Origin of the sequence: Luteimonas sp. MC1750, assembly GCF_016615955.1 — a bacterium.
In the GTDB taxonomy this organism is placed as follows: Bacteria; Pseudomonadota; Gammaproteobacteria; order Xanthomonadales; family Xanthomonadaceae; genus Luteimonas.
The window spans coordinates 984,982-1,008,812 of sequence record NZ_CP067113.1 but is presented as its reverse complement, the minus strand read 5'-3'; the positions used below and the strand labels follow the sequence as shown (position 1 = coordinate 1,008,812).

The 23,831-nt window shown below is 73.1% G+C and carries 23 protein-coding genes and 1 pseudogene; 18 read left to right on the top strand and 6 right to left on the bottom strand.

Annotated elements, in window-relative coordinates; all coding sequences use genetic code 11:
* Positions 1-49: 49 nt before the first annotated feature.
* Together JGR68_RS04745 and JGR68_RS04740 are read right to left on the bottom strand one after the other, a co-directional pair.
* Positions 50-970, bottom strand: coding sequence for a hypothetical protein (locus JGR68_RS04745; protein WP_199361233.1), 921 nt, complete (start codon positions 968-970; stop codon positions 50-52).
* Between the two features lie 385 nt (positions 971-1,355).
* Positions 1,356-1,841 (bottom strand): copper chaperone PCu(A)C, encoded by a 486-nt coding sequence (locus JGR68_RS04740; protein ID WP_199361230.1) that lies wholly within the window; start codon positions 1,839-1,841, stop codon positions 1,356-1,358.
* 39 nt (positions 1,842-1,880) lie between these two features.
* Between JGR68_RS04740 and JGR68_RS04735 the strand changes: the two genes are divergently transcribed.
* Positions 1,881-2,639, top strand: a complete 759-nt coding sequence (locus JGR68_RS04735; RefSeq protein WP_199361227.1) for an enoyl-CoA hydratase/isomerase family protein — start codon at positions 1,881-1,883, stop codon at positions 2,637-2,639.
* A 6-nt stretch (positions 2,640-2,645) separates the two neighbouring features.
* Here JGR68_RS04735 and JGR68_RS04730 read toward each other — a convergent pair whose 3' ends face one another.
* The 3 genes and pseudogenes from JGR68_RS04730 to JGR68_RS04720 form a co-directional block, all read right to left on the bottom strand.
* Positions 2,646-3,509 (bottom strand): sulfurtransferase, encoded by an 864-nt coding sequence (locus JGR68_RS04730; RefSeq protein WP_199361224.1) that lies wholly within the window; start codon positions 3,507-3,509, stop codon positions 2,646-2,648.
* A pseudogene (locus tag JGR68_RS04725) lies at positions 3,506-4,329 on the bottom strand (CoA pyrophosphatase). The gene JGR68_RS04730 and the pseudogene JGR68_RS04725 overlap by 4 nt, the downstream one beginning before the upstream one ends.
* Positions 4,330-4,456: 127 nt before the next feature.
* Positions 4,457-5,167 carry an FKBP-type peptidyl-prolyl cis-trans isomerase N-terminal domain-containing protein gene (locus JGR68_RS04720; RefSeq protein ID WP_199361221.1) on the bottom strand — a complete coding sequence of 237 codons (711 nt, stop codon included), beginning with the start codon at positions 5,165-5,167 and terminating at the stop codon, positions 4,457-4,459.
* Between the two features lie 180 nt (positions 5,168-5,347).
* Here JGR68_RS04720 and JGR68_RS04715 point away from each other — a divergent pair, with 180 nt between their 5' ends.
* The 3 genes from JGR68_RS04715 to nth are packed head-to-tail and all read left to right on the top strand — an operon-like array spanning position 5,348 to position 7,213.
* Positions 5,348-6,127 carry an enoyl-CoA hydratase-related protein gene (locus JGR68_RS04715; protein WP_199361218.1) on the top strand — a complete coding sequence of 260 codons (780 nt, stop codon included), beginning with the start codon at positions 5,348-5,350 and terminating at the stop codon, positions 6,125-6,127.
* Positions 6,128-6,134: 7 nt separating this feature from the next.
* On the top strand, positions 6,135-6,536 hold the full coding sequence (locus JGR68_RS04710) for a hypothetical protein (protein ID WP_199361216.1): 402 nt from the start codon (positions 6,135-6,137) through the stop codon (positions 6,534-6,536).
* Positions 6,533-7,213, top strand: coding sequence for an endonuclease III (gene nth / locus JGR68_RS04705; RefSeq protein WP_199361214.1), 681 nt, complete (start codon positions 6,533-6,535; stop codon positions 7,211-7,213). Before JGR68_RS04710 ends, nth begins: the two co-directional genes overlap by 4 nt.
* Positions 7,214-7,234: 21 nt before the next feature.
* On the opposite strand, the gene JGR68_RS04700 is transcribed toward nth, so the two are convergent.
* Positions 7,235-7,924: a TonB family protein gene (locus JGR68_RS04700; protein ID WP_199361212.1), complete on the bottom strand. Its 690-nt coding sequence runs from the start codon at positions 7,922-7,924 to the stop codon at positions 7,235-7,237.
* Between the two features lie 425 nt (positions 7,925-8,349).
* Between JGR68_RS04700 and JGR68_RS04695 the strand changes: the two genes are divergently transcribed.
* The 14 genes from JGR68_RS04695 (at position 8,350) to gspN (ending at position 23,828) form a co-directional block, all read left to right on the top strand.
* The gene (locus tag JGR68_RS04695; RefSeq protein WP_199361210.1) at positions 8,350-9,858 is read left to right on the top strand and encodes a hypothetical protein; all 1,509 of its coding nucleotides are present in this window, start codon (positions 8,350-8,352) and stop codon (positions 9,856-9,858) included.
* 89 nt (positions 9,859-9,947) lie between these two features.
* The gene (locus tag JGR68_RS04690; protein WP_199361208.1) at positions 9,948-12,725 is read left to right on the top strand and encodes a TonB-dependent receptor; all 2,778 of its coding nucleotides are present in this window, start codon (positions 9,948-9,950) and stop codon (positions 12,723-12,725) included.
* Positions 12,726-12,868: 143 nt separating this feature from the next.
* Entirely contained in the window at positions 12,869-13,708 is an 840-nt protein-coding gene (locus tag JGR68_RS04685; protein ID WP_199361206.1) for a type II secretion system protein N, read from the top strand.
* Positions 13,705-15,786 (top strand): type II secretion system secretin GspD, encoded by a 2,082-nt coding sequence (gspD, locus tag JGR68_RS04680; RefSeq protein WP_199361204.1) that lies wholly within the window; start codon positions 13,705-13,707, stop codon positions 15,784-15,786. Before JGR68_RS04685 ends, gspD begins: the two co-directional genes overlap by 4 nt.
* On the top strand, positions 15,783-17,354 hold the full coding sequence (locus tag JGR68_RS04675; protein ID WP_199361201.1) for an ATPase, T2SS/T4P/T4SS family: 1,572 nt from the start codon (positions 15,783-15,785) through the stop codon (positions 17,352-17,354). The genes gspD and JGR68_RS04675 overlap by 4 nt, the downstream gene beginning before the upstream one ends.
* Positions 17,341-18,546, top strand: a complete 1,206-nt coding sequence (gene gspF, locus JGR68_RS04670) for a type II secretion system inner membrane protein GspF (RefSeq protein WP_199361199.1) — start codon at positions 17,341-17,343, stop codon at positions 18,544-18,546. The genes JGR68_RS04675 and gspF overlap by 14 nt, the downstream gene beginning before the upstream one ends.
* A 12-nt stretch (positions 18,547-18,558) precedes the next feature.
* Entirely contained in the window at positions 18,559-19,047 is a 489-nt protein-coding gene (gspG, locus tag JGR68_RS04665) for a type II secretion system major pseudopilin GspG (protein ID WP_199361197.1), read from the top strand.
* A 9-nt stretch (positions 19,048-19,056) separates the two neighbouring features.
* Positions 19,057-19,509, top strand: a complete 453-nt coding sequence (locus JGR68_RS04660) for a GspH/FimT family pseudopilin (RefSeq protein ID WP_199361652.1) — start codon at positions 19,057-19,059, stop codon at positions 19,507-19,509.
* Positions 19,493-19,921, top strand: coding sequence for a type II secretion system minor pseudopilin GspI (gene gspI, locus JGR68_RS04655; protein ID WP_199361195.1), 429 nt, complete (start codon positions 19,493-19,495; stop codon positions 19,919-19,921). The genes JGR68_RS04660 and gspI overlap by 17 nt, the downstream gene beginning before the upstream one ends.
* Positions 19,918-20,511 carry a type II secretion system minor pseudopilin GspJ gene (gene gspJ / locus JGR68_RS04650; RefSeq protein WP_199361192.1) on the top strand — a complete coding sequence of 198 codons (594 nt, stop codon included), beginning with the start codon at positions 19,918-19,920 and terminating at the stop codon, positions 20,509-20,511. The genes gspI and gspJ overlap by 4 nt, the downstream gene beginning before the upstream one ends.
* Positions 20,508-21,542 (top strand): type II secretion system minor pseudopilin GspK, encoded by a 1,035-nt coding sequence (gene gspK / locus JGR68_RS04645; RefSeq protein WP_199361190.1) that lies wholly within the window; start codon positions 20,508-20,510, stop codon positions 21,540-21,542. The genes gspJ and gspK overlap by 4 nt, the downstream gene beginning before the upstream one ends.
* The gene (gene gspL / locus JGR68_RS04640; protein ID WP_199361188.1) at positions 21,539-22,642 is read left to right on the top strand and encodes a type II secretion system protein GspL; all 1,104 of its coding nucleotides are present in this window, start codon (positions 21,539-21,541) and stop codon (positions 22,640-22,642) included. Before gspK ends, gspL begins: the two co-directional genes overlap by 4 nt.
* Positions 22,639-23,133 (top strand): type II secretion system protein GspM, encoded by a 495-nt coding sequence (gspM, locus tag JGR68_RS04635; protein ID WP_199361186.1) that lies wholly within the window; start codon positions 22,639-22,641, stop codon positions 23,131-23,133. The genes gspL and gspM overlap by 4 nt, the downstream gene beginning before the upstream one ends.
* A complete protein-coding gene (gspN, locus tag JGR68_RS04630; protein WP_199361184.1) occupies positions 23,130-23,828 on the top strand; it encodes a type II secretion system protein N in 699 nt (232 codons plus the stop codon). The genes gspM and gspN overlap by 4 nt, the downstream gene beginning before the upstream one ends.
* Positions 23,829-23,831 lie beyond the last annotated feature (3 nt).

Below are 23,831 nucleotides of genomic sequence, written 5' to 3'. Positions count from 1 at the left end.
CGAAGCGCGCCGCGGGGGTACCCGCGGCGCGCGCCTGGACCCGGACCCGTCAGGGACCGACGTTGAGGTTGGCCTGCACGGTCACGCCCTGCTGGATGAGCGAGGTCGCACCGCTGTTCTGCGCCAGCACCATGATGCCGGCCGCGGCGTTCGCCGAGCCGTCCATCGAGTTCGACATGTCGAAGGTGCCGCCATGCGCCCAGCTGGTGCCGCCTGCGCCGCCCGCTCCACCGGTGGCTTCCCCGCCGGTCGCGCTGCCGCCGCCCGCGCCGCCGCCGGCACCGCCGGTTCCGGAGCTGGCCGTGGCATCGCCGCTGCTGCCCGAGTTGTCGGCCGTGGAGTCGCCGCCGCTGGTGGTGCCGTCGGCCGAGGCCGTGGCGTCGCCCGCGGTGGCCGTGGCATCGGAGTCGGCCCAGCCCAGGTCGCCGTCACCGACGTCGCCGTCGGCACCGGCACTGGCCGAGGAGCCGGCCGACGACGAACCCTGCGTTCCGGCCCAGCCGGACGCCGAGGAGTCACCGTCGCGATCGCTGGACGCGTCGGCATCGCCGCTGTCGCCACCGTCACCCGCGGATCCACCTTCCGCCAGCGCCATGCCGCCGAGAGCCGCGCCGCCGGCTCCGCCGTCGGCGCCGCCGTTGTTGGTGGCGATGTTGCCGAACACCTGCACGCCATTTCCGGACACGGTGGCGCTGAGGTTGGTGGTCGCGACCGCGGTACTGGTGTTGAACGAGCTCGCGATGCTCGTGCTGGCGGCACTGCCGTTGTTCGCGGACGCGGCGGACGCGCCCGAGGCGTCGGCCATGCCGGCGTTGTCGCGGCCGTCGCCGCTGCTGTTGTCTTCGGTATTACTGGCGTTGTTGTCGCCGGCGCCGCGTTCGTTCTGGGTGTTGTCCTGCGCCCATGCCTGGGCGGACAGTCCAAGGCCCAGCACCACGGCCATGGCCAACATGCTCTTGCGGATGCGCATCGTCGTTCTCCTAGGGGGATTGTTGCGCCGGCCTGCATGGGGGAGGTCATGCAGGTCGGAGCCAAGCCACTCCCGCAGGTTTGGTGCCAGTCGCCTGCATCGATATGCAAGCAGCTGATCCGCAAGGGTTTTCGGGCTTGCGATCGATGTCGGCGGACGCTGGCGCGCCGCGAAGGCCGCATTCCGCGCCGAGAAGGTTTCAGGCCTGCAACGCGGCGGGCCGTCCAGGCGGCGCATGGCGCCCCCACGCGAGGCCGGAGACCCGAGCGGAGCCGCACCGGCGCACGCGATCGCGCCCGGCGCGCTGGCGCCGGGCGGGTGTTTCAGTGCTGCAACCTGCCACCGCCCGGGCGTCCGCGGACGCCACCGGCCGCGGGCGGTCGGGTCAGCGCGCGCCTGGCGCGCGGACGACGAAGTCGGCGCCGATGCGGCGGCCGTCCGACAGCAGGAACTCGACGCGGGCGACGTCACCTTCGGCCAGCGGCGCCACCGGACGCATCAGCATCAGGTGCAGGCCGCCCGGGCGCAGGACCGTTTCATCGCCCGCCTGGACCGGCATCCGCTGCACTGCGCGCATGCGGCTGACACCGTCGACGACGCGGGTCTCGTGCAGCTCCACGCTGGCGAAGGCGGCGCTGCGCGCACCGGTGACCACCACCGTCCCGGGGCACGGGTTCTGCACGCGGGCGAAGCCGGCCATCATCGGCATCGGCATCGGCGGCGCGCGCAGCCATCCTTCGGCGATGCGCGGCGTACAGGCGGCTCCATCCGTCGGCGGCGCGGGCTCGGCAGACCGCACAGGCGGCGCAGCGACGAGGGTCAGCGCCAGCGACAGCAACGCGTGCGGCAGGAGGCGGAGGGAAGTGTGCATGGGCCTATGATAGCCACCACTTCCAACCAGGGCCGCTGCATGCGCGCATCCATCGACACCATCGGTCACGGCCCCATCGTCGAACTGCGGCTTGCACGCCCGCCGGTGAACGCGCTCGACCCCGCGCTCTGCGAAGGCATCACCATGGCGCTTCAGCGAGCCGTCGAGGCCGGCGCGCAGGGCATCGTGCTGTCGGGCGGCGACACGGTGTTCTCGGCCGGTCTCGACGTGCCGCACCTGATGGGCCTGGGTTCGCGCGACGCCGTCGGCGCGGCCTGGACCGGCTTCCTCGACGCCGCGCGCGCGATCGCCGCCTCGCCGGTGCCGGTGGTGGCCGCGATCACCGGCCACTCGCCCGCCGGCGGCTGCGTGCTGGCGCTGTGCTGCGACTACCGGGTCATGGCCGAAGGGCCGTTCCGGATCGGCCTCAACGAGACCCGGGTGGGCCTGGTCGCGCCCGACGGCATCCAGCACCTGATGCGCCGCGCCGTCGGTGCCCACCGCGCGGAGCTGCTGCTGGTGACCGGCGAACTCGTGGACAGCGCACGTGCGCTGGACATCGGTCTGGTGGACGAACTCGCCGCACCGGCCGGGGTGGTGGCACGCGCCGTGGCCTGGCTGGAGGCCCTGCTCGCCCTGCCCCGCCAGCCGGTGCTGCGCACGCGCGCGATCGCGCGCGCCGACCTGCTGGCCGCGCTGGCCCCGGAGAACATCGACATCGAGACCTTCGTGGATGCCTGGAACGACCCCGACACCCAGGCCGGGCTGCGCGCGCTGGTGGCGCGCCTGGGCAAGTAGCGCGGCTCAGGCCGCGCCGGTGCAGACGGGGCGCGCGGGATCCTCGATCCAGCCGCTCCAGGAGCCGGTGTACAGGCAGGCGCCGTCGAGCCCGGCATGCGCCATCGCCAGCAGGTGGTGGCAGGCGGTGACGCCGGAGCCGCACATCACCACCACCCCCGACGCGTCGCGCGTTCCGAGCAGTCCCGCGAATTCGGCGGCCAGCGCTTCGCGTGGCTTGAAGCGGCCGTCGACGAGGTTGCAGGCGTAGGGACGCGACGTGGCGCCCGGCACGTGGCCGGCGCGCCGGTCGATCGGTTCGACCTCGCCGCGGAAGCGCTCGCCGGCGCGCGCATCGAGCAGCAGGCCGCCGCCCTGCAGGTGCCGGTGCACGCGCGCGGCGTCGAACAGGCCCCGGCGGTCGAAGTCGACCGGATACGGCGTGGCCGCGGGCTCGAAGCGCGGCGGCTCCGCCTCGAGCGGCAGGCCGCGCGCGCACCAGGCCTCGAAGCCTCCATCGAGCACGGCCACCCGCGCGTGGCCGGCCAGCCGCAGCAGGCACCAGGCGCGGGCCGCGAAGGCCCCGTCGCCTGCGTCGTAGACCACCACCTGGTGCGCCGGTGTGATCCCGCGGGCCGCGAGCAGGCGTCCGAACTCCGCCGCGCCAGGCCAGGGGTGCCGCCCGGCGCCGGCTGCATGGGCGCCCGACAGGTCGCGGTCCAGGTGCACGTAGCGCGCGCCGGGGATGTGCGCCTGGTTCCAGGCGTTCTCGCCGGCCGACGCATCGGCCAGCGAGAAGCGCGCGTCGAGCACCACGAGCAGCGGGTCGCCCAGGGTCGGCGCAAGCACCTCGGCCTGCACCAGGGTGGTCCATCCGGTCGATCCGTTCATGGCAGTCCTCCAGCGGCCAGCAGGCGCTGGCGCAGGTTGTACAGGATCGAGGCGGTCGCGCCCCAGACCCGCTGCTCGGGTGCCGCCGCGTGGCGCTGGTATTCGAAGACCTGGCGTTCGCGGCCGCCGAAGGTGATCGCGATCCGGTCGAGGTTCTCCGGCGCCATCAGCCAGGACAGCGGCAGGCTGAAGACCTCGGCGACCTCGTCCGGCTGCGGCCGCGGCACGAAGCCAGCCGGCAGGCGGGCGACCACCGGCAGCACGCGGAAGCCGGAGATCGTGGCCAGGGGATCGAGGTAGCCGAGCACCCGCACCGCGCGCCGCGGCAGGCCGATCTCCTCCTCGGCCTCGCGCAGCGCGGCGGCCACCGGCCCGGCATCGCCGGGATCCACCCGTCCGCCGGGGAAGCTCACCTGGCCGCCGTGGTGGCGCAGGCCATCGTGGCGGCGGGTGAGGATGACGCGCGTCTCGCGCTCGCCGAGCAGCGGCACCAGCACCGCCGCGTCGGCCAGCGCCGCGCGCGCGGGCAGCAGGTCGCGCAGTTCGTCGAGGTTCCAGGCCGGGCCCACCGGCACGGCGTTGGGCGGCTCGAGCGCGGCCTGCAGCGCGGCATCGGCGGGCATCGGCGCCATCACCGGCCGCGCCGCTCCTCGCGCGCCGGCAGCACGGTGGCCATCATGTGATCGCGCTGCGCGTCGTCCATCGACAGCCAGGCCGCGATCTCGTCGCCGCTACGCAGGCAGCCATCGCACAGGCCCTCGTCGTCGAGGGTGCAGACGCCGATGCAGGGACTCTGCACGGCGCGGACTCGGGTGTTCATCCCGCCTCCCGGCGTTCCAGGGGTCCAGACGCGAACGCGCCGGCACGGGGCCGGCGCGTCCTTGGAGCGTTGGGGTGCGCGACGCGGGGCCGCGTACCGCTGCAGGGGCGCCAGCGGCGCCCCGCGGTCACTTGACGCTGACCAGCTTGACGTCGAACACGACGGCCTGGTTGGCCATGCGGCCGGCGCGGATGTCCGAGCCGTAGGCCTTCTCGCCCGGCATGACCACTTCCCAGCGCGAGCCGGCCGGCATCTGCAGCAGCGCCTCGCGCAGGCCCTCGAGCGGCACTTGGCTGACCTTCAGCGCGACCGGGCCGGGCGTCTGGCCCTGCGGCACCTGGTTGGTGTCGACCAGGACGGTGCCGTCGGGCAGCGAACCCTTGTAGGTCAGCTGCACGTCGCTGGCCTGGGTCGGCTTGGCGCCGTTGCCGGTTTCGATGACGCGGTACTGCACGCCACCCGGCAGGCTCTGAACGCCCGCCTTGGCCTTGTTCTGGGCGAGGAAGGTGTCGCTGGCGGTCTTGTTGGCGGCGGCGAGCTGGCGGAACTCGGCCTCCATCTTGGCCTGCTGGCGCTTCTGCATGTTCTCGACCGCGGTGCGCAGCTGGTCGACGGGAACGGTGGGCTCCTTCTTGCCGTACGCGTCCTGCAGCGCCTTGATGACGGTGTTGACGTCGACGGCTTCACCGCGCGCGGTCAGCTCGGCAAGCTCGGCGCCGGTGTTGTAACCGATCGCGTAGCTGAGCTTCCCCTTCTCGGAGGAGGTGTCCTGGGCGGCGGCCGTGCCGGCAACCAGGGTGGTGGCCGCAAGGGCGGCGGCAAGCAGGCGCAACTTCATTCGTGGGACTCTCCGGGATTGCAGATTGGGTGTGTCCGGTAGTTCGGAGGAGCGCGCTTGGCGCCCCGCCTGGACACGGTAGGATACTGGCGACCGTGCTTAACCGCCACTGACACCGCTGCCTCCGACCCCGCGCGGCACCCGGAGTTCCCGGCGCCGCGCCCGACCACGAGTGATCCCATGTCCGATCTGATCCTGGCCGCCGACCACGGCGCCGTCCGCGTCCTCACCGTCAACCGCCCCGACAAGCTGAATGCGCTGAACCGGGCGACCCTGGAGGCGCTGCAGGTGGCCTTCGATGCAGCCGCCGCGGACGACGCGGTGCGCGCCGTGGTGCTGACCGGCAGCGGCAGCCGTGCCTTCGTGGCCGGCGCCGACATCGCCGAGATGTCGGGACTCAGCGCAGTGCAGGCGCGCGACTTCTCGCTGGTCGGCCAGCGCCTCATGCGGCGCATGGAGCGCATGCCCAAGCCGGTGGTGGCGATGGTCAACGGCTTCGCCCTCGGCGGCGGCTTGGAACTGGCGATGTGCTGCCACCTGCGCATCGCCGCCGACAGCGCGAAGCTCGGCCTGCCCGAGGTGACCCTGGGCCTGCTCCCGGGGTTCGGCGGCAGCCAGCGCCTGCTGCGCCTGGCCGGCCGCGCCGCCGCGCTGGAGATGACGCTCACCGGCGCGCCGGTGGATGCCGCCCGTGCGCTGGCGCTGGGCCTCGTCAACCGCGTCGTGCCGGCCGCGGAGCTGGAAACCCAAACCATGGTGCTGGCGACGCAGCTCGCCGGCAACGCGCCGCTGGCGATGCGCGGCATCCTCGACGCGATCCATGTCGGCGGCGAGTGCGCGATCGACGACGGCCTGGAATACGAAAGCGCGCAGTTCGGCCTGGCGTTCTCGACCGAGGATGCGCGCGAAGGCATGGGCGCCTTCCTCGAGCGTCGCAAGCCGGCGTTCAACAACCGCTGAGGCCGCCGTGGACGCGACACGGGCCCGGCGGATCCTGGCGCTTCTGCGCGCCGACGACGTCGACGCCGCGATCGCCGCGCGCCTGCCGGCCTTCGCGCCGCTGCCCGGGCTGACAGCAGACGAGAACCGGGCGCTGGCCGACGCCCGCGAGCGCCTGCTCGCGGCGTGGGCGGCACGCGAGCGTCATCGCGCGCGCGCAGAGCGCCTGGAGCGCATCGCGCAGGCCCGGGCCCGCGCACGCGAGACCAGGCAGGTGGCGCCGGCGGCGGATGTGGCGGCACCGGATGACGCGGGTGTGGCGGCGCCGGCTGGCGCAAGCGTCGCGAGCCCCACTGCACCGTCCCTGCCCCCCGCCGCCGCGGCGGCGCTGGCCCGCGCCCGCGCGCGTGTCGCGGGCGGCCAGGCATGAGCCTGCTGCGCGAGCGGCGCGGCCGGGTGATGCCCAACGCCCACGTCGAAGAAACCTTCGTGCGGCTGTCCGAGCTCAACCCGAGCCCCAGGACGGAGCTGGAATACAGCACGCCCTACGAGCTGCTGGTCGCGGTGACGCTGTCGGCGCAGTCCACCGACGTGGGGGTCAACAAGGCGACGCGCCGGCTGTTCCCGGTGGCCAACACGCCGGCGGCGATCGCCGCGCTCGGCGAGGACGGCCTCAAGCCCTACATCAGCACCATCGGCCTGTACAACGCCAAGGCCGCGAACGTGGTGGCGATGGCCCGGCTGCTGCTCGAGCGCCACGGCGGCGAGGTGCCGCGCACGCGCGAGGCGCTCGAGGCCCTGCCGGGCGTCGGCCGCAAGACCGCCAACGTCGTGCTCAACACCGCCTTCGGCCAGCCGACCATGGCCGTGGACACGCACATCTTCCGCGTCTCCAACCGCACCGGCCTGGCCCACGGCAAGGACGTGCGCGCGGTCGAGGACCGGCTGCTCAGGCGCGTGCCGGCGCGCTGGCTGCACGACGCGCACCACTGGCTGATCCTGCACGGGCGCTATGTCTGCAAGGCGCGCAGGCCGGAGTGCCCGGCCTGCGTGATCCGCGACCTCTGCACCTTCCCCGACAAGACGCGCGACGCGGAACCCCGCTGAGCGGCGTGCCGGCAACCGCGCTCAGCGCGCGGCGGTCCAGGTGACGGTGACGGTCGGGTCCAGCGGCAACACCGTCTTGCTGGAGAAGCGCAGGGCGTCAGGGCCGGTCCAGCTGCAGGCCGAGACCGACGAGGCCGGGCCGAGGTAGCAGACCGGCCACAGCAGGGTCGACGGAACCGCCTTGCCGGCCACCTGCTCCGGCGAGAAACGCCACGCGCGCGAGGCGGCCTCGGCCGCGCGCGCCATCGTCCTTGAGACCGTGCCGGTGGCGGCGTGCACGCCCGCGTCGCGCACGCTGCCGTCCGCGGCCACCTCCAGGCGCAGCACCACCATGCCCTCGTTGCCGGCGAGCTGGTCGCGCACCGGATACGCCGGCGGCGTCATCGCGGCCAGCGCCGGACCGGTGGTGGCGGAGACCACGCGCCAGCTGCCATCCGCCGATTCGTCGACCACCACGCGCAGGTAGGTGCGCGTGCCTGCGGCGTCGCCCGAGGCGCCCGGGTTGAACACCCAGCCGCGCGCCTCGCGGACCAGGACATCACCCACCGCGCCGGACACGGGCCCGTGCGGGGAGACCTCGGCGACGCGGCCGTCGACGCCAAGGTCGACCGCGTAGGTATAGACCTGCTGCGTCGCCAGGTCTGCGCCGGATGCGAACGCGGCACAGGGCAAGGCAAGCCCGAGAAGAAGGAAATTGGTGGTCCGCTGCATGATGGAGCTCCCGCGCAAGGCGCCAGGTGGGTGATGCCCCGATCACACTACGCGTGGCCGCCTGGCGGGTTACAGCACGATTACAAACGACGGCCCTCATGACGGACGGCGCGGATGCGCCGACAAGCGGCCGCCCAGTCGTGCCCTGACACACGCAAAACCACTTCGTCGCCACCCACTTTCCCCCGGCAACCACGGGCGCACCCGCGTGCAGGCTCCCGGTCATGCGACATCCAGCGGTCTTGCGCCTGTCGCATGTGACGCCCGGAAAGCAGCTGCCATCCGCGTGCAAGAAAGCTGTCACGCACCGCCCCTAGTCTCCATCGGCGATTCATCCGGAACGCAGCGGTCGCTGCCCAGCAGGGCGCGCGCCGGCCGCGGTTCCACCGCTGCGTCCGCAGTCCATTTCTCCCGGAGACCTACCGATGTCCATGCGCCACAGTTCCAGGACCCTTGTCATGACCTTCGGCGCGGCGATCGCGCTGAGCGCCTGTGGCGGCGGTGCCGACCGCGTCGCCTCGCCGGGCGAAGGCGCATTCCCGCCGCCGACCGCGCCGCCGCCGAGCAACCCGCCCCCGACCGAGCCGCCGCCGACCACGCCGCCGCCGACCGGCCCGGCCGCGTCCTGCCCCGACGGCTTCCGCAACATCGGCACCATCGCCGAGTCCCGCGCCTGCGAACTGCCCGAGCGCATCATCGGCGAGCTCACCGTGCGCAAGGCGGCCGGCACCGTCTACGCCATCAACGGCGCGGTCCACGTCGGCGAGGACATGGGCGGTGACGTCGCGACGCCGCGCGCCGGTGCCCGCGAAGGCATCCTCAACATCGAGCCGGGCGTAACCCTGTACGCCTCGGCCGGCCCCGACGCGCTGATCGTCAACCGCGGCTCGAAGATCTACGCGCTGGGCACCGCTGCCGAGCCGATCATCATGACCGCGAAGATTGACGTCGAAGGCCGCGCCGGCGACGAGACCGAAGGCCAATGGGGTGGTCTGGTGCTCGCCGGCCGAGCGCCGGTGAACACCTGCATCGGCGACTTCCAGCCCGGCACCGCGCAGTGCGAGACCCGCATCGAAGGCGGCGACCTGGGCATGTACGGCGGCAACGCGACCACCGACAACTCGGGCACGGTGCAGTACATGCAGATCCGCTACTCGGGCTTCGCCTTCTCGGGCGGCAACGAGCTGCAGGGCCTGACCATGGGCGGCGTCGGCAGCGGCACCACGATCGAGTACGTCCAGGTGCACAACAGCTCCGACGACGGCATCGAGATCTTCGGCGGCTCGGTCAACGGCCGCCGCATCGTGGTCACCGGTGCCAGCGACGACAGCCTGGACATCGACTCGGCCTGGAACGGCGCCGTGCAGTTCGGCATCGTGGTCCAGCGCGACAGCACCGGCGACAACCTCAACGAGTGGTCGGGCACCAACAGCAGCAACACCATCCCGCTGACGGCCGCCCAGTACTCCAACCCGCACGTCGCCAACTTCACCTACGTCGGCCGCGCCGGCGGCAGCAGCGGCAACGGCTCGGGCTTCACCGTGAACCTCGGCGCGCGCGCGGAGATCTACAACACGGTGGTCACCCGCAAGCCGGGCGGCACGGGCAAGGGCCTCACCTGCCTCAGCATCGAGACTCCGGAGCGCGGCACCACCGCGGTGCTCGAGTCGGTGTTCTTCGCCTGCCCGAACACCTTCAACAACGCCGCCGCCGAGGCCTCCTTCACCGCGGGCGTCAACACCGTGGCCGGCAACTCGACCCTGACCAACGTGTTCGTCAACGGCGCCAACGAAAGCGCCGTGCCGGCGGCCGCCAATCTGCCGGGCAAGCACCCCTTCCTGCAGCAGGTCGACTACATCGGCGGCGTCAGGGACGCGAACGACACCTGGTGGCAGGGCTGGACCTGCGGCCTGACCGCAGACAAGCCCTGCTGACCGGGCCGGATGTTCCAGCAAGGGGCGGCCTTCGTGGCCGCCCCTCCCGTATACGCCGGCCCCGATCCCGCACAGCCCAAGGTCCCACTATGAAGCGCACTCCGTCACGCAGCGGCCTGTCCGTCGCGATCACCACCCTCCTTGCCTGCCAGGTCTCATGGGCCCAGCAGCCCGAAGCCCCCGGCGGCCAGGCCACGGTGCCGTCCCAGGCCACGATCGTGCACGCGACGATCGCGCAGTCGGCGGCCAGCGCCGCCGCGCAGGCGAGCGATGCGACGACGTCCGGGCAGTCGGCGCCAGGACAGGTCGGCGCCGGACAGGCCGTGCAACTCGACGCCGTCGAGGTGCGTGGCGAGTACATCCCCGAGCCGATGCTGCAGACCGCCGAGGTCGCCTCGTTCGTCACCCGCGAGGATTTCGTCCGCACCGGCGACTCCGACGCCGCGGATGCCCTGCAGCGCGTGTCGGGCGTGAGCATCGTCGGCGACAGGTTCGTCTACGTGCGCGGCCTGGGCGAGCGCTATTCTTCGGCGCTGCTCAACGGATCGCCCCTGCCCAGCCCGGAGCCGATGCAGCGCGTGGTGCCGCTGGACCTGTTCCCGGCCGAGGCCCTGCAGTCGATGACGGTGCAGAAGACCTACTCGGCGCGGTATCCCGGCGAGTTCGGTGGCGGCGTGGTCGACCTCAGGACGCTCAACATCCCCGACGAGCCCTTCTTGAAGGTCAGCGTGGGCGGCGGCGGCAACAGCGTGACCACTGGCGAGAAGGGTCTCACCTACTACGGCGGCGGCGGCGACGACTACTGGGGCTACGACGACGGCACGCGCAAGACGCCGCGCGCCCTGCAGGATGCGATCGCCACCGGCAAGCGCATCGACCGCACCAACTTCGGCAACGAGGACCTGGCGCGCATCGGCCGCAGCTTCGAGAACGCCAGCCTGAACCTGCTGCAGGAAAACGACAGCATCGATCCCGACGCCAACTTCGGCTTCAGCGCCGGCTGGTCCGGCGACATGGGCGACGACGCGCGTCTCGGCCTCATCGCCGTGGCCGGTTTCGACAACGAATGGCGCACCATCTTCGGCGACCAGGAGCAGGGCGTGTTCCTCGGCGACAACGCCGAGACGCTCTCCTATGCCAAGGACTACGAGTTCCTGAGCACCCGCAACAACGCGCGCGTCAACGGCCTGTTCGGCGTCGGCTACGCGCGGGGCAACCACCGGGTCGACCTGACCACGCTGTACGTGCACGACACGATCAAGGAAGCACGCAGCCGCGCCGGCATGGACTACGTCTCGGGCTACGGCTACCGCGAGGACGACACGCGCTGGTTCGAGCGCGAGATGATCAACCACCAGCTCAGCGGCAGCCACGCGTTCGGCGAGTACGGCGACGTCAAGCTGGAATGGCGCGGCGCCTGGGCGCGGGCGACCCGCGACGTGCCCTACGAGAAGCAGATCGGCTTCCGCGACGAGGGTGACGGCTACTGGGCCTACTCGGTGCGCAACCAGGAGAACTTCACCCGTTTCAGCGCGGTGGAGGACCAGGTCGCCAGCGGCGGCGTCGACCTGACCTGGCGCCTGCCGGTCGAGCGCGAGCTTACGCTTGCCGCCGGCGCCTCGTACATGGACAACGACCGCAACGCCTGGTCGCGAGAGTTCCGCTTCTTCGCCGGCGACGGCCCCGGCAACGGCGCCCAGCTGCCCGTCCACTTCCCGTACCAGCGCCCCGACTACCTGTTCTCCGACTACAACCTGAGCCAGGGCTGGCTGCGACTCGAGGAGACCACGGGCCTGGGCGGCCAGGCCGCCTACGACGCGACCCTCAAGGTGCTGGGCACCTATGTGCAGCTGGAGGGCGAGATCACCCCCAACCTGCGTGGCACCTTCGGCATCCGCCACGAGGACGCCACCCAGGCGGTGCATCCCTACGACATCTACACCGGCGCCCGCGCCGGCGCAATCGCGCCACTGGAGAACGACTACGTGCTGCCGGCGCTGACCCTGACCTGGAACATCGCCGACAACCGCCAGCTCCGCTTCGGAGCCTCGCAGACCATCGCCCGGCCGCAGTTCCGCGAGCTGTCGCCGCAGCTGTACACCGACCCGGACAAGGACCGCCAGCTGTACGGCAACCCCTGGCTGGTCGACAGCGAGCTGACCAACCTCGACGCCCGCTACGAATGGTTCTTCGGCTCGGGCGAGTACTTCACCGCCGGCCTGTTCCACAAGCAGATCGACAAGCCGATCGAGGCGATCATGTTCACCGGTGGCGGCGACGCCCTGTGGCAGACCTTCGTCAACGCGCCCGAGGCCACGGTCTACGGCGCGGAGCTGGAGTTCAGGAAGTACTTCGACCCGGCGTTCGCGGCGGAGTGGTGGGACGGCAACCGCCTGTATCTCGCCACCAACTACACCTGGACGCAGTCCGAAGTGAGCGCCGCCGAAGGCGACACCGTGGCGCTCGACAGCGGCACCGGCATCACCCAGCCGGCGCGCAGCCTGATCCTCGACGGCAGCGCGCTGCAGGGCCAGTCGGAGCACATCGCCAACCTCCAGCTCGGCATCGAGAACACGGCCAAGGACCTTCAGGCCACGCTGATCGCCAACTACGTCAGCGAGCGCATCTCGGCGCGCGGCAACAACCTGCGCCAGGACCTGATGGAAGAGCCGGGCCTGACCCTGGACTTCGTGCTGCGCAGGACCATGCGCTTCGGCGAGACCCCGGTGACCCTGGGCTTCGCGGCCCGCAACATCCTCGACAACGAGGTCGACGAGTACATCGAGGGTGGCGGCGGCCAGAAGATCCACGTGCTGCGCTACGACCCGGGCGTCTCGTACTCGTTCAGCATCTCGACCGGGTTCTGAGCGGATGGCGGGCGGCGGGCCGCGCGCCCCACCTCGGAGCGGCCGCCGCCCATGCGACCGCAATGTGTCACCTGAAACCAGCCTGTCACGAAACGTTCGCATGCTGTCGCAGCGGCGCGGCCCTCGCGCCAGGACGACCGGACATGCCCACGCTTTCCGCCCTTCGAGATCCCCACGTCGTGCTGGCCAGGCTTGGCGGCCGGGACAGGCTGGTGCGCGCGATCGAAGTCGTCATCGTGGTCCTGCTGGCATGCCAGGCCGCGCGCCTGGCGTGGCTGCTGCTGCCGCCTGCACCCCCGGCGTCCGCCGCGGCGGACTCGATCCCCCGACAGCACGCCGACCCCGCGCGCCTGTCGATCGACGCCTTCCATCCCCGGCGCGATGCCACGACGCCCGCCGACACCTCGGGCCTGCGCCTGTTCGCGGTCCGCCCCGCGGCGACCGGTGGCAGCGCCATCCTCGCGCTGCGTGACGGTCCGCAGCGCAGCCATGCCGTCGGCGAGGAAGTCGCCCCGGGCGTGGTGCTGGCGGAGGTGCAGGCCGACCACGTGCTGCTCGACGACGGCGGCAGCCGGCATGCGCTGCACTTCGCGCTGCCGGAGGGAACGCCGGTGCGCGTGCGGGCGCCGGTCACGCCGGCGACCGCCGGAGCGAGCGCCGCGCCGCGGTCGGCCGCACCGGTCGCCGACGCGCCCATGCCCGAAGTCGATCCGGTGGCACTGCTGGGTGCCATGGGGCTGCGTCCGGAGGAGACCGACGGCCGCGTCGCCGGCTACACCGTGGTTCCGCGCGGCAACGACGCCGTCCTGCGCCAGGCCGGACTGCAGGCCGGCGACGTGCTGCTGTCGGTCAACAACGAGGCGCTGGATGCCGAGCGCCACGCGGCCCTGGCCGAGACCCTGGGCCGCGCCTCCACCATCACCTTCACCTACCGCCGCGACGGCCAGATCCGCAGCGCGACCCTGCAGGCACCGACACCGTGAACCCGCGATTCCTCGCCGCCGCCCTCGTCCTCGCGCTGGCGGCGCATCCCGCCCCCCAGGCCTACGCCCAGTCGGGCGCTGGCGTGACCGCGCAGGACGCCGACATCCGCGCCTTCATCCAGGACGTGGCGCGCGCCACCGGCACCACCTTCATCATCGATCCCGCCGTGCAGGGCAGCGTCAGCATCACCCGCGACGTCGCCATGGACGAGTCGGAGCTGCTCGGGGTGCTGCTCGCGGTGCTGCGGGCCAATGGCCTGGTCGCGCTGAGCGCCGGCCCCGGCGCGTACCGGGTGGTGCCCGACGCCCAAGCGCTGCAGTCTCCCGGCGGCGGCTACGGCGCATCCGCCTTCACCACCCAGGTGCTGCCGCTGTCGACCGTCGACGCGCGCATCGCCGCCGAGACCCTCAAGCCGCTGATCGGCCGCGGCGGCGTGGTGGCGCCGACGCCCCAGGGCAACGCGCTGCTGATCGCCGACTACGCCGACAACATCCGCCGCATCCGCGGCCTGGTCGCGCAGATCGACAGCGACACCGCCGGCATCGACACCGTGACGCTGCGCAACAGCTCGGCGCGCGAAGTCGCGGCCACGGTCACCCAGCTGTTTGGCGGCGGCGAAGGCCGCGGCGGCCAGCTGTCGATCCAGGCCGTCGAGGGCAGCAATTCGATCGTGGTGCGTGGCGCGCCGAGCGCCGTGCAGCGCGTGGTGCAGACCATCCTCGACCTTGACCGCCGCGCCGAGCGCACCAGCGGCGTGCGCGTGTTGCGCCTGCAGCACGCCAGCGCCGAGCAGCTGCTGCCGGTGCTGCAGCAGCTGGTCGGCCAGTCGCCCGACGGCGACGGCGCAGCCGACTCCGCGGCCGCAGGCACGGCGGCGGCGGGCGACACCACCAGCGCCCAGGTGATCAGCGCGATGCCCGGCAAGCGCCCGACGATCGTGCGCTATCCCGGCTCCAACGCGCTGATCATCAACGCCGACCCCGAGACCCAGCGGCTGCTGGTCGATGTCATCACCCAGCTCGACACCCGCCGCGAACAGGTGCTGGTGGAGGCGATCGTGGTCGAGATCTCCGACAACGCCGCGCGCCGACTCGGTGCCCAGCTGCTGGTGGCGGGCAAGGAAGGCAGCAACGTGCCCTTCCTCGCCACCCAGCACCCCGGCGCCGGCACCGGGATCATGCCGCTGGCTGGCGGCTGGTATGCCGAACAGCAGCGCCGGGCAGGCAACGGCGACGATGACGGCGTGCTCGACCTCGCCCGCCGCGCGGCGGTGCAGTCGCTGCTGGGTATCAACGGTGCGCTCGGCGGCATCGCCGGCAGCAACGACAACGCGACCTTCGGCCTGATCATCGACGCGGTGAACAGCGACACCGCGTCCAACCTGCTGTCCACGCCCTCGATCCTGACCCTCGACAACGAGGAGGCGCGGATCCTCGTCGGCCAGGAAGTGCCGACCACCAGCGGCGAGGTGCTGGGCGACAACAACTCCAACCCCTTCCGCACCATCGAGCGCCAGGACGTGGGCATCCAGCTCGAGGTCACGCCGCAGATCAACGCCGGCGGCGGCATCACCCTGACCCTGCGCCAGGAAGTGTCGTCGATCGCCGGGCCGGTCAGCGACGACTTCTCCGAGCTGGTGCTCAACAAGCGCGAGGTCGAGACGCAGGTGCTGGTCGACGACGGCGAGATCGTCGCGCTGGGCGGGCTGCTCGACCAGAGCGACCGCAACACGCTGTCGAAGGTCCCGCTGCTGGGTGACATCCCGATCGTCGGCCACCTGTTCCGCCACCGCTCGCGCTCGCGCGACAAGACCAACCTCATGGTGTTCATCCGCCCGACCATCGTGCGCAGCACCGCCGACGCGCAGGCGATGAGCGCCGGGCGCTACGGCTACATGCGCGGCCAGCTGCCGGTGATGGGCGAGCGCGAGACCGCGCTGGACGAGCTGGTCCGCGAGTACCTGCGGACGACGCCACCGTCGATGCCGGACCCTGCGATGCCCGCGCCCGCACCTGCGCCCCTCTCCGCGCCTGTCGCCGCGCCGGTGTCACCGTCTCCCGCCGCCGATCCCGAATGAGCGAACCTCTTCCCGCACTCGCCTACGCCTTCGCCAAGCACCAGGGCGTGGTGCTGCTGGCGCTGGGCGCGCGCGCGCACGTGGGCCTGCGCGAGGACGCCGATCCCGTGGCCCTGCTGGAAGCGCGACGCAGCCTGGGCGTGGAGCTCGACGTCGAAGTGCTGCCACGCAGCGTCTTCGACCGCCGCCTGTCCGAGCTCTATGCCGACGCCGCCATGGCCGGCGCCGGCGGCGAACTGGATCTCCCCGGGGACCTCGATGCGCTGGCCGGCGACATCCCCGCCACCGCCGACCTGCTCGACGCGCAGGACGACGCGCCGGTGATCCGCCTGATCAACGGCCTGATCGCCGAAGCCGCGCGCATCGGCGCCTCCGACGTCCACATCGAACCCTTCGAGTCCGGCCTGGTCGTGCGCATGCGCGTGGACGGCGTGATGCGCGAGGCGCTGCGCCTGCCCGGCCGCATCGCCCCGCTGCTGGTGTCGCGCGTGAAGGTGATGGCGCGCCTGGACATCGCCGAGAAGCGCCTGCCGCAGGACGGCCGCATCGGCCTGACGATGGGCAGCAAGGCGCTGGACGTGCGCGTGTCCACCCTGCCCGCGCGCGGCGGCGAGCGCGTGGTGATGCGCATCCTCGACAAGGACCAGGGCACGCTGACGCTCGAGGGTCTCGGGATGCAGCCACACGTGCTGGAAGCGTTGCAGCGCGCGCTGCGGCAGCCCAACGGCATCGTGCTGGTGACCGGCCCCACCGGCGCCGGCAAGACCACGACGCTGTATTCGGCGCTGGCCTCGCTCAACGACGGCCGCCGCAACATCCTCACCGTCGAGGACCCGGTCGAATACGCCATCGACGGCGTCGGCCAGACCCAGGTCAACGCGCGCGTGGGCATGAGCTTCGCCACCGGGCTGCGCGCCATCCTGCGCCAGGATCCGGACGTGGTGATGGTCGGCGAGGTGCGCGATCCCGAGACCGCGCAGATCGCGGTGCAGGCGAGCCTGACCGGCCACCTGGTGCTGTCGACCGTGCACACCAACGACGCGCCGGGCGCGGTGACGCGATTGCGGGACATGGGCATCGAACCTTTCCTGCTCGCGTCGAGCCTGCGGCTTGTGGTGGCGCAGCGGCTGCTGCGGCGGCTGTGCACGGCGTGTCGCGAACCCGTCACCGACGAGGGCCGCACCAGCGCACTGCGACTTCTCGGTGCCGGCTCCGACGCCTATCGCGTCGTGTCCGTGGCCGACGCCGACGCCGACGTCAACGCCGATGTCGATGCCGACGCCTGCATCGACATCCAAGCCACGCTCTACCGCGCCGCGGGCTGCGCGCAGTGCAGCTACACCGGCTACGCCGGACGCCTGGGCATCCACGAAGCGCTGCAGATCGACGAGCGCATGCGCCAGCTGATCGGTGCCAACGCCGATGAAGACGCCTTGGCCGCGGCGGCCTTCGCGGGCGGCCAGCGCCTGGGCGATGCCGCCCGCGCCGCCGTGCTGCGCGGCGAGACCACGCTCGAGGAAGCCATGCGCGTCACCCGCCAGGAGCTGAAGGACCATGGCGGCGTTTGAGTATTCCGCGCTCGACATGCAGGGGCGCAGCCGCGACGGCGTGATCGACGCCGGCAACGCCGCCGAGGCGCGGCGCCTGCTGGAAGGCCGCCGGCTGCTGCCGGTGCGCGTGGAGCCGGCCACCGTGCGCGCGGAGCAGGTCTCGCGCGGCGGCGGCCGCTTCCGCGCCAGGGACCTGACCCTGCTCACGCGCCAGCTCGCGACGCTGGTGGCGGTGGCGCCGCTGGAGGAAGCGCTGCGCACCATCGGCAGCCAGTCCGAACGCCCGGCGGTACGGCGCGTGGTCATGGCCACCCACGCCCGCGTGGTCGAGGGCTTCCGCCTGTCCGATGCCATGGCGCGCGAGCCCCGCGCCTTCCCGCCGCTGTACCGGGCGATGGTCGCCGCCGGCGAAGGCACCGGAGCGCTTCCCGCGATCCTCGAGCGCCTGGCCGACCTGCACGAGCGCGACCAGCAGGTGCGCGGCAAGCTGGTCTCGGCGCTGGTGTACCCGGCGGCGCTGGCGGTGACCGCGGTGCTGGTGGTGATCGCGCTGATGGTCTTCGTGGTGCCGAAGGTGGTGGAGCAGTTCGAGTCCATGGGCCGCGAGCTGCCGCTGCTGACCCGGATCGTGATCGGCTTCTCCGAACTTCTCTCCACGTGGTGGCTGCCGATGGCCGTGCTGCTGGCCGCCGCCGCGATCACGGCATCGCGGCTGCTGCGCAGGCCGGCACTGCGTCGCCGGTTCGATGCCGCGCTGCTGCGCCTGCCGCTGCTCGGCCGGCTGCTGCGCGACGTCCACGCCGCGCGCATGGCACGCACGCTGGCCACCATGTCCGACAGCGGCCTGCCGCTGATCGAGGGCCTGGCGATCACCGCGCGCACCGTCGGCAACAGCGTGCTGCGCGAGGCCACCGAGTCGATGGTCGAGGTCATCCGCGAGGGCGGCAGCCTGTCGGGCGCGATGAAGCGCGCCGCGGTGTTCCCGCCGACCCTGCTGTACATGGCCACCAGCGGCGAGGACAGCGGGCGCCTGGCGCCGATGCTCGACCGCGCCGCCGACTACCTCGAACGCGAGTTCAACACCTTCACCACGGCGGCGATGAGCCTGCTCGAACCCCTGATCATCATCGTGCTGGGCGCGATGGTGGCGGTGATCGTGCTGGCCATCCTGCTGCCGATCCTGCAGTTCAACGCCCTCGTGGCCGGCTGACCGGAGGCCGACATGCACCACCGCACCCACCCCTTCCTTCTTGCATCCCGCCTGCGTCGCCACCACGCCACGCGCGCGGGCCGTCATCGCGGTGCCGGCTTCACCCTGGTCGAACTGATGGTCGCGATCGTGATCATCGGCCTGCTGTCGACGGTGGTGATGATCAACGTCATGCCCAGCCAGGACCGCGCGATGGCCGAAAAGGCGCGCGCCGACATCTCGGTGCTCGAGCAGGCGCTGGAGACCTACCGGCTCGACAACATGGCCTACCCGACCACCGCGCAGGGGCTGGACGCACTGCTGACGGCGCCATCGGGCCTCGCGCGGCCGGAGCGCTACCGCAAGGGCGGCTACATCCGCCGCCTGCCGGAGGATCCGTGGGGCCAGGCCTACCAGTACCGCCAGCCCGGCCGCAGCGGCGGCTTCGATGTCTACTCCTTCGGCGCCGACGTGGCCGAGGGCGGCGACGGCGACGGCGCCGACATCGGCAACTGGCGCTGAGGCCGGAGCATGCGGCGCGCGCGTGGCTTCACCCTGGTCGAGCTGATGGTGACCCTGGTCGTCATCGGCCTGGCCGGCGCGGCCGTGGCGCTGACCCTGCCCACCGGTGACGACATGCTGCGGAAGGACGCCGACAGGTTCGCCGCCCGCCTGGGCCACGCACGCGACGAAGCCATCCTCGGCATGCGCGCGGTGGAGGTCGCGGTGACCGCGCGCGGCTACGGCTTCTCGCGCCGCCGCTTCGAGGGCTGGCAGCCCATCGACGGCCGCGCCTTCGCCGCCGTGGACTGGACGCGGGGCACCCGGCCGCAGCTGGCCCGGCGCGATGCGCCGCTGGCGATCCGCTTCGATCCCACCGGCGCGGCCACGCCAGCCGCCCTGGTGCTGCTGCGCGACGGCGAGCGCGTGCGGGTCTCGGTCGACGGCGGCGGCGTGGTGAAGGTCGATGGCCAGCATCGCTGACGCCGGCGCGCGTTCGTGCGGCGGGCGTTCGTGCGGCGAGCGCGGCGGCCGCCACGGCGCCGGCTTCTCCCTGATCGAGATGCTCGTCGCCCTGGTGGTGTTCGCGCTGGCCGTGCTCGGCCTGCTCAACCTGGCCGGCGAAAGCACGCGCACGGCGGTGGCGATCGAGGAGCGCGTGCTGGCCGCCATCGTCGCCGACAGCGTCGCGGTCGAAGCCGCCGTGGTCGACCTGCGCGAACTGGGTCCGGATGCCGAAGGCCACGAGGACGCCGGCGGCCGCGACTGGCGCTGGACCCGCACCACCGCCGCGACCGCCGACCCGGAGCTGCTGCGCGTCGACATCCGCGTGTCGCCGCCCGGCGAGTCACGGGTGGCGGCCGAGGTGTCGCTGTTCCGGAGCATGCCGCAATGAGGCAGGCCGGCGGCTTCACCCTGCTTGAGGTCATGGCGTCGTTGGCGATCTTCGGCCTGATCGCCGCGGCCGGCGTCGCCGTGATGGCCTACGCCGCCGACAGCCAGGGCGTGCTGCGCGAGCGCATGGACCGGCTGGGCGAGCTGCAGCGCGCGCGCGCGCTCCTGCGCACCGACCTCTCGCAGGCCGCCGTGCGTCTGGTGCGCCGCGCGGACGGCAGCGCCGGGCGCCATGCCTTCATCGGCGGACGGCCCGGCGAGGCCGGACCGCTGTTCGCCTTCGTCCGCCGCGGCCACGAGAACCCGGACGGCGCGGCGCGCGCCTCGCTGGAATACGTCGAATACCACATCGCCGATGGCCGCCTGGAGCGGAGCGCGCGCGCATCGCTCGACGGTGCCACCGCGCCGGCTGCGCGCGTCCTGCTGGACGGCATCACCGCCGCGCGCGTGGCCTACTTCACCGACCGGGCCTGGAACGACGGCTGGCGCGGCGGCGCAACCACGCTGCCCGAAGCGGTGGAACTGGAGCTCCAACTCGAGTCGGTCGGCCGGGTCCGCCAGCGCTTCCTGCTGCCGGGGATGGCGCCATGACCCGCACCCCGGCTCCGCGGCCATCCAATCGCCGGCGCCTTGCGCGCCGCCGCGCACCGCGTCGCGCGGCCCAGTCCGGCGCGGCCCTGCTGACCGTGCTCCTGCTGGTCGCGGTGATGACCGTGCTGCTGGTCGCGGTCATGGACGACATTCGCTTCGCGCTGCGCCGTACCGGCAACGCGCAGGCACTGGCGCAGGCGCAGTGGTACGCGCTGGGCAGCGAGCAGCTCGCCCGCGCCCGCATCCACCAGCTCGACCGCGACGGCCGGACCACCCTCGCTGGCGGCTGGAACGGGCGACCCTTCCTGTTCCCGATCGACGGCGGCGTGATGCAGGTGCGGCTCGACGACGCCAGCGCCTGCTTCAACCTCAACAGCGTGGTCGAGGGCGCGCCGGGCCAGTGGCGCCGGCGCGAGGCCGGCGTGCAGCAATACCTGGCCCTGCTGGAGGCGCTGGAATTCGACAGCGCCAGGGCCAACGCGATGGCCGACGCGCTGGTCGACTGGATCGACCAGGACCCGCACCCGGGCCGCGCCGGCGCCGAGGATCCGGCCTATGCCGCACGCAGCCCGGGCGACCGCACGTCGGGCGCGCTGCTGGCCGAGGCCAGCGAACTGCGCGCCATCGCCGCCCACGATGCCGCCGCCTATGCGCGGCTGCGCCCGCACGTCTGCGCCCAGCCCGAGGCGGCGCTGTCGCCGATCAACGTCAATACGCTGGAAGACGGCGATGCGGTGCTGCTGGCGATGCTGGGCGACAACCGGCTGGACACGGCGGCGGCCCGGCGCGTGCTGGCCGCGCGCCCGGCCGGGGGCTGGCCGGACCTGCAGGCCTTCGCGGCGCAGCCCGCGATCCGCGCCGCCGGCCTGCCCGACCATGCGCTGCAGCAGATCAGCCTGCGCACACGCTGGTTCGCGCTCGAAACCCGGGTCGAGCATGCCGGCGCCGAAGTGGTGCTGAGCGCGCTGTTCGACCGCGACTCCCAAGGCCCCGCGCGCCTGGTGGCGCGCCGCTGGACACACGACGAATGAGCACCCGCATCCTGTTCCTCCCGCCCGACGGCGCGGACGACGCCCGCCTGCTGGACCTGGACGACGGCGGCCGCGTGCGCGCGCAGGCGACGCTGCCACCGGGCACGGCCGCGCCCGATGCGCCGGATGCGCGGCGCACCGTGCTGGTCGTGCCCGGCGGACCGGTGCGCATCGAGCAGCTGCCGCTGGCCGCGCACAGCGAGGCGCAGGCCCTGGCCGCCGCCCGTGCGCTGCTGGCGGGCAGGCTCGCGCGCCCCGTCGCGCTGCACGTCGTGCTGGATGCCGACCACGGTGCCGCGCTGCGGACCGTCGCCGCCGTCGAGGCCGACAGCCTGCGCGGCTGGCTGGCGCAGGCGGCCGCCTTCGGCCTGCGGCCGGACGCGGCGGTGCCGGAAGCGCTGCTCCTGCCCGATCCGGATGCAGGCGCCGTGCACCTGTTCGACGCCGGCGACCGCTGGCTGGTCCGCGGCGACGGCCTGGCCTTCAGCGCCGAGCCCGGGCTCGCCCGCCGGGTGCTGGGCGACCGCGAACCGTCGCACTTCGACGGTGGCTTGGAACAGCTCGCCGCCCGCGCCCTGCAGCCGCCGTTGGACCTGCTGCAGGGCGACTTCGCACCCGCGGCTGCCGGTCGCCGCCCCTCCGGGCGGCGGCTGGCCTGGCTGGCCGTGGCCCTGGCCGCCTCGCCGCTGCTGCTGGTCGCGGCCCAGGCGCTGCGGCTCGAGCTGGCCGCGCGCGCCCTGGAGTCACGCGCCGTCGCGGTGCTGGACGCCGCGTTGCCGGCGGTCCAGGGCGGCGCGGCCACGGCGGGCACGTCCGACGGCCAGGCCGGGCGCCTGCGCGCCGTGCGCGAGCCGCGCGCGTTCGCCGCCGCCTCCGGTGCGCTGTTTGCGGCGGTGGCGGCGCGCCCCGGCACGCACCTCGTCGAGCTCGAGTACGCGCGCGGCGACCGCCTGCGTGCCCTGCTGTTCCATCGCGATGCCAGGGACCTCGAAGCCCTGCGCGGCTTCCTGCGTGGCGACGGCTGGGAGCTGGTGGAAGGCGGCAGCGTCGACGTCGCCGGCGGCCTGCACACCGGCCTGGTCCTGGAGCCTGCGGCATGAACGACACCGTGGTCCGCCTGCGCCGCTGGTGGCAGGCCCGCGAACCGCGCGAGCGCGCCATGCTCGCGCTCATGGCGGCGCTGCTGGCCTGCTTCGCCTGGTGGTACGGCCTGCTGTGGCCGCTGCGCAGCCTGTACGACGCGGCCGAGGCACGCCATGACCACGCCGCGGCGGCGCTGCAGGCCGTCGAGGCGGACGTCGCGGCCCTTGGCGGGCACGGCGGCGCGCGCAGCGCGGCCCCCGGCGGCGAAGCGCTGCAGCGCCTGGTCCTCGACAGCGCGCGTGACGCCGGCCTGGCGCCCGGCCGCCAGCGCACCACCGCCGAGGGCGCCTTCGTCGTCGAATTCGACCGCGCGGCGTCGCCGGCGCTGTTCGGCTGGCTGGGTGGGCTGGTCGAGGCGCGGGGTGTGGCGCCTTCGACGCTGCGCGTGGAACGCGCGGACGGCCAGCTGCGCGCCGAGGTCGGATTCGGCGGCGGGGCTGCGCGGTGAGCGCGCGCGGCCTGGCCCTGTGGTTCGCCGGCGCCTTCGCCGTCGCGATGCTGCTTGCTGCGCCGCTGCAGCTTGCGGTGACGCAGCTCGGGCTGCCGCCCGGCTTGTCCGCTGCCGGCGTCGACGGGAGCGTGTGGCGGGGGCGCCTGCGCCAAGCGCGGTGGCATGGCATCGCGCTGGGCGACGTGCGCACAGGCCTGTCGCCGCTGCCGCTGCTGGCGGGGCGCCAGCGCATCCGGCTGCGGACCCCGCAGGCGTCGCTGTCGCTGCATGCCGGCCCGGTGCGCGGCGTGTCCGGCGCCAACGGCCTGCTGCCGCTGCCCGCCGTGTCGGGTCTTGGGCTGCGCGCATCGCTGGAGGATGCGCGCCTGCTGTTCGACGCCGGCGGCTGCCGCGAGGCCGGCGGCCGGGTGCGGGTGGACGTGGCGGTGCCGGGCGATGTGCTGCCGCCGCTGCGGCTGGCGGGAACGCCGGCCTGCGATGGCGCCGTCGGCCGGCTCGCACTCCTGCCCGAGGACGCGGCCGGCCCGCTGTGGCTCGAAGCCACCCTGACCGTGGAGGCGGACGGCCGCCGCTCGCTGCAGGCGCTGGCGCGGAGCGACGATCCAGTGCTGCGGGCAGCGCTGGTGGCCCATGGCTTCCAGGACGCGCCGGGCGGGCTCAGCCGGCTCATCGAGGCCCCCGGATCCCACTGAACG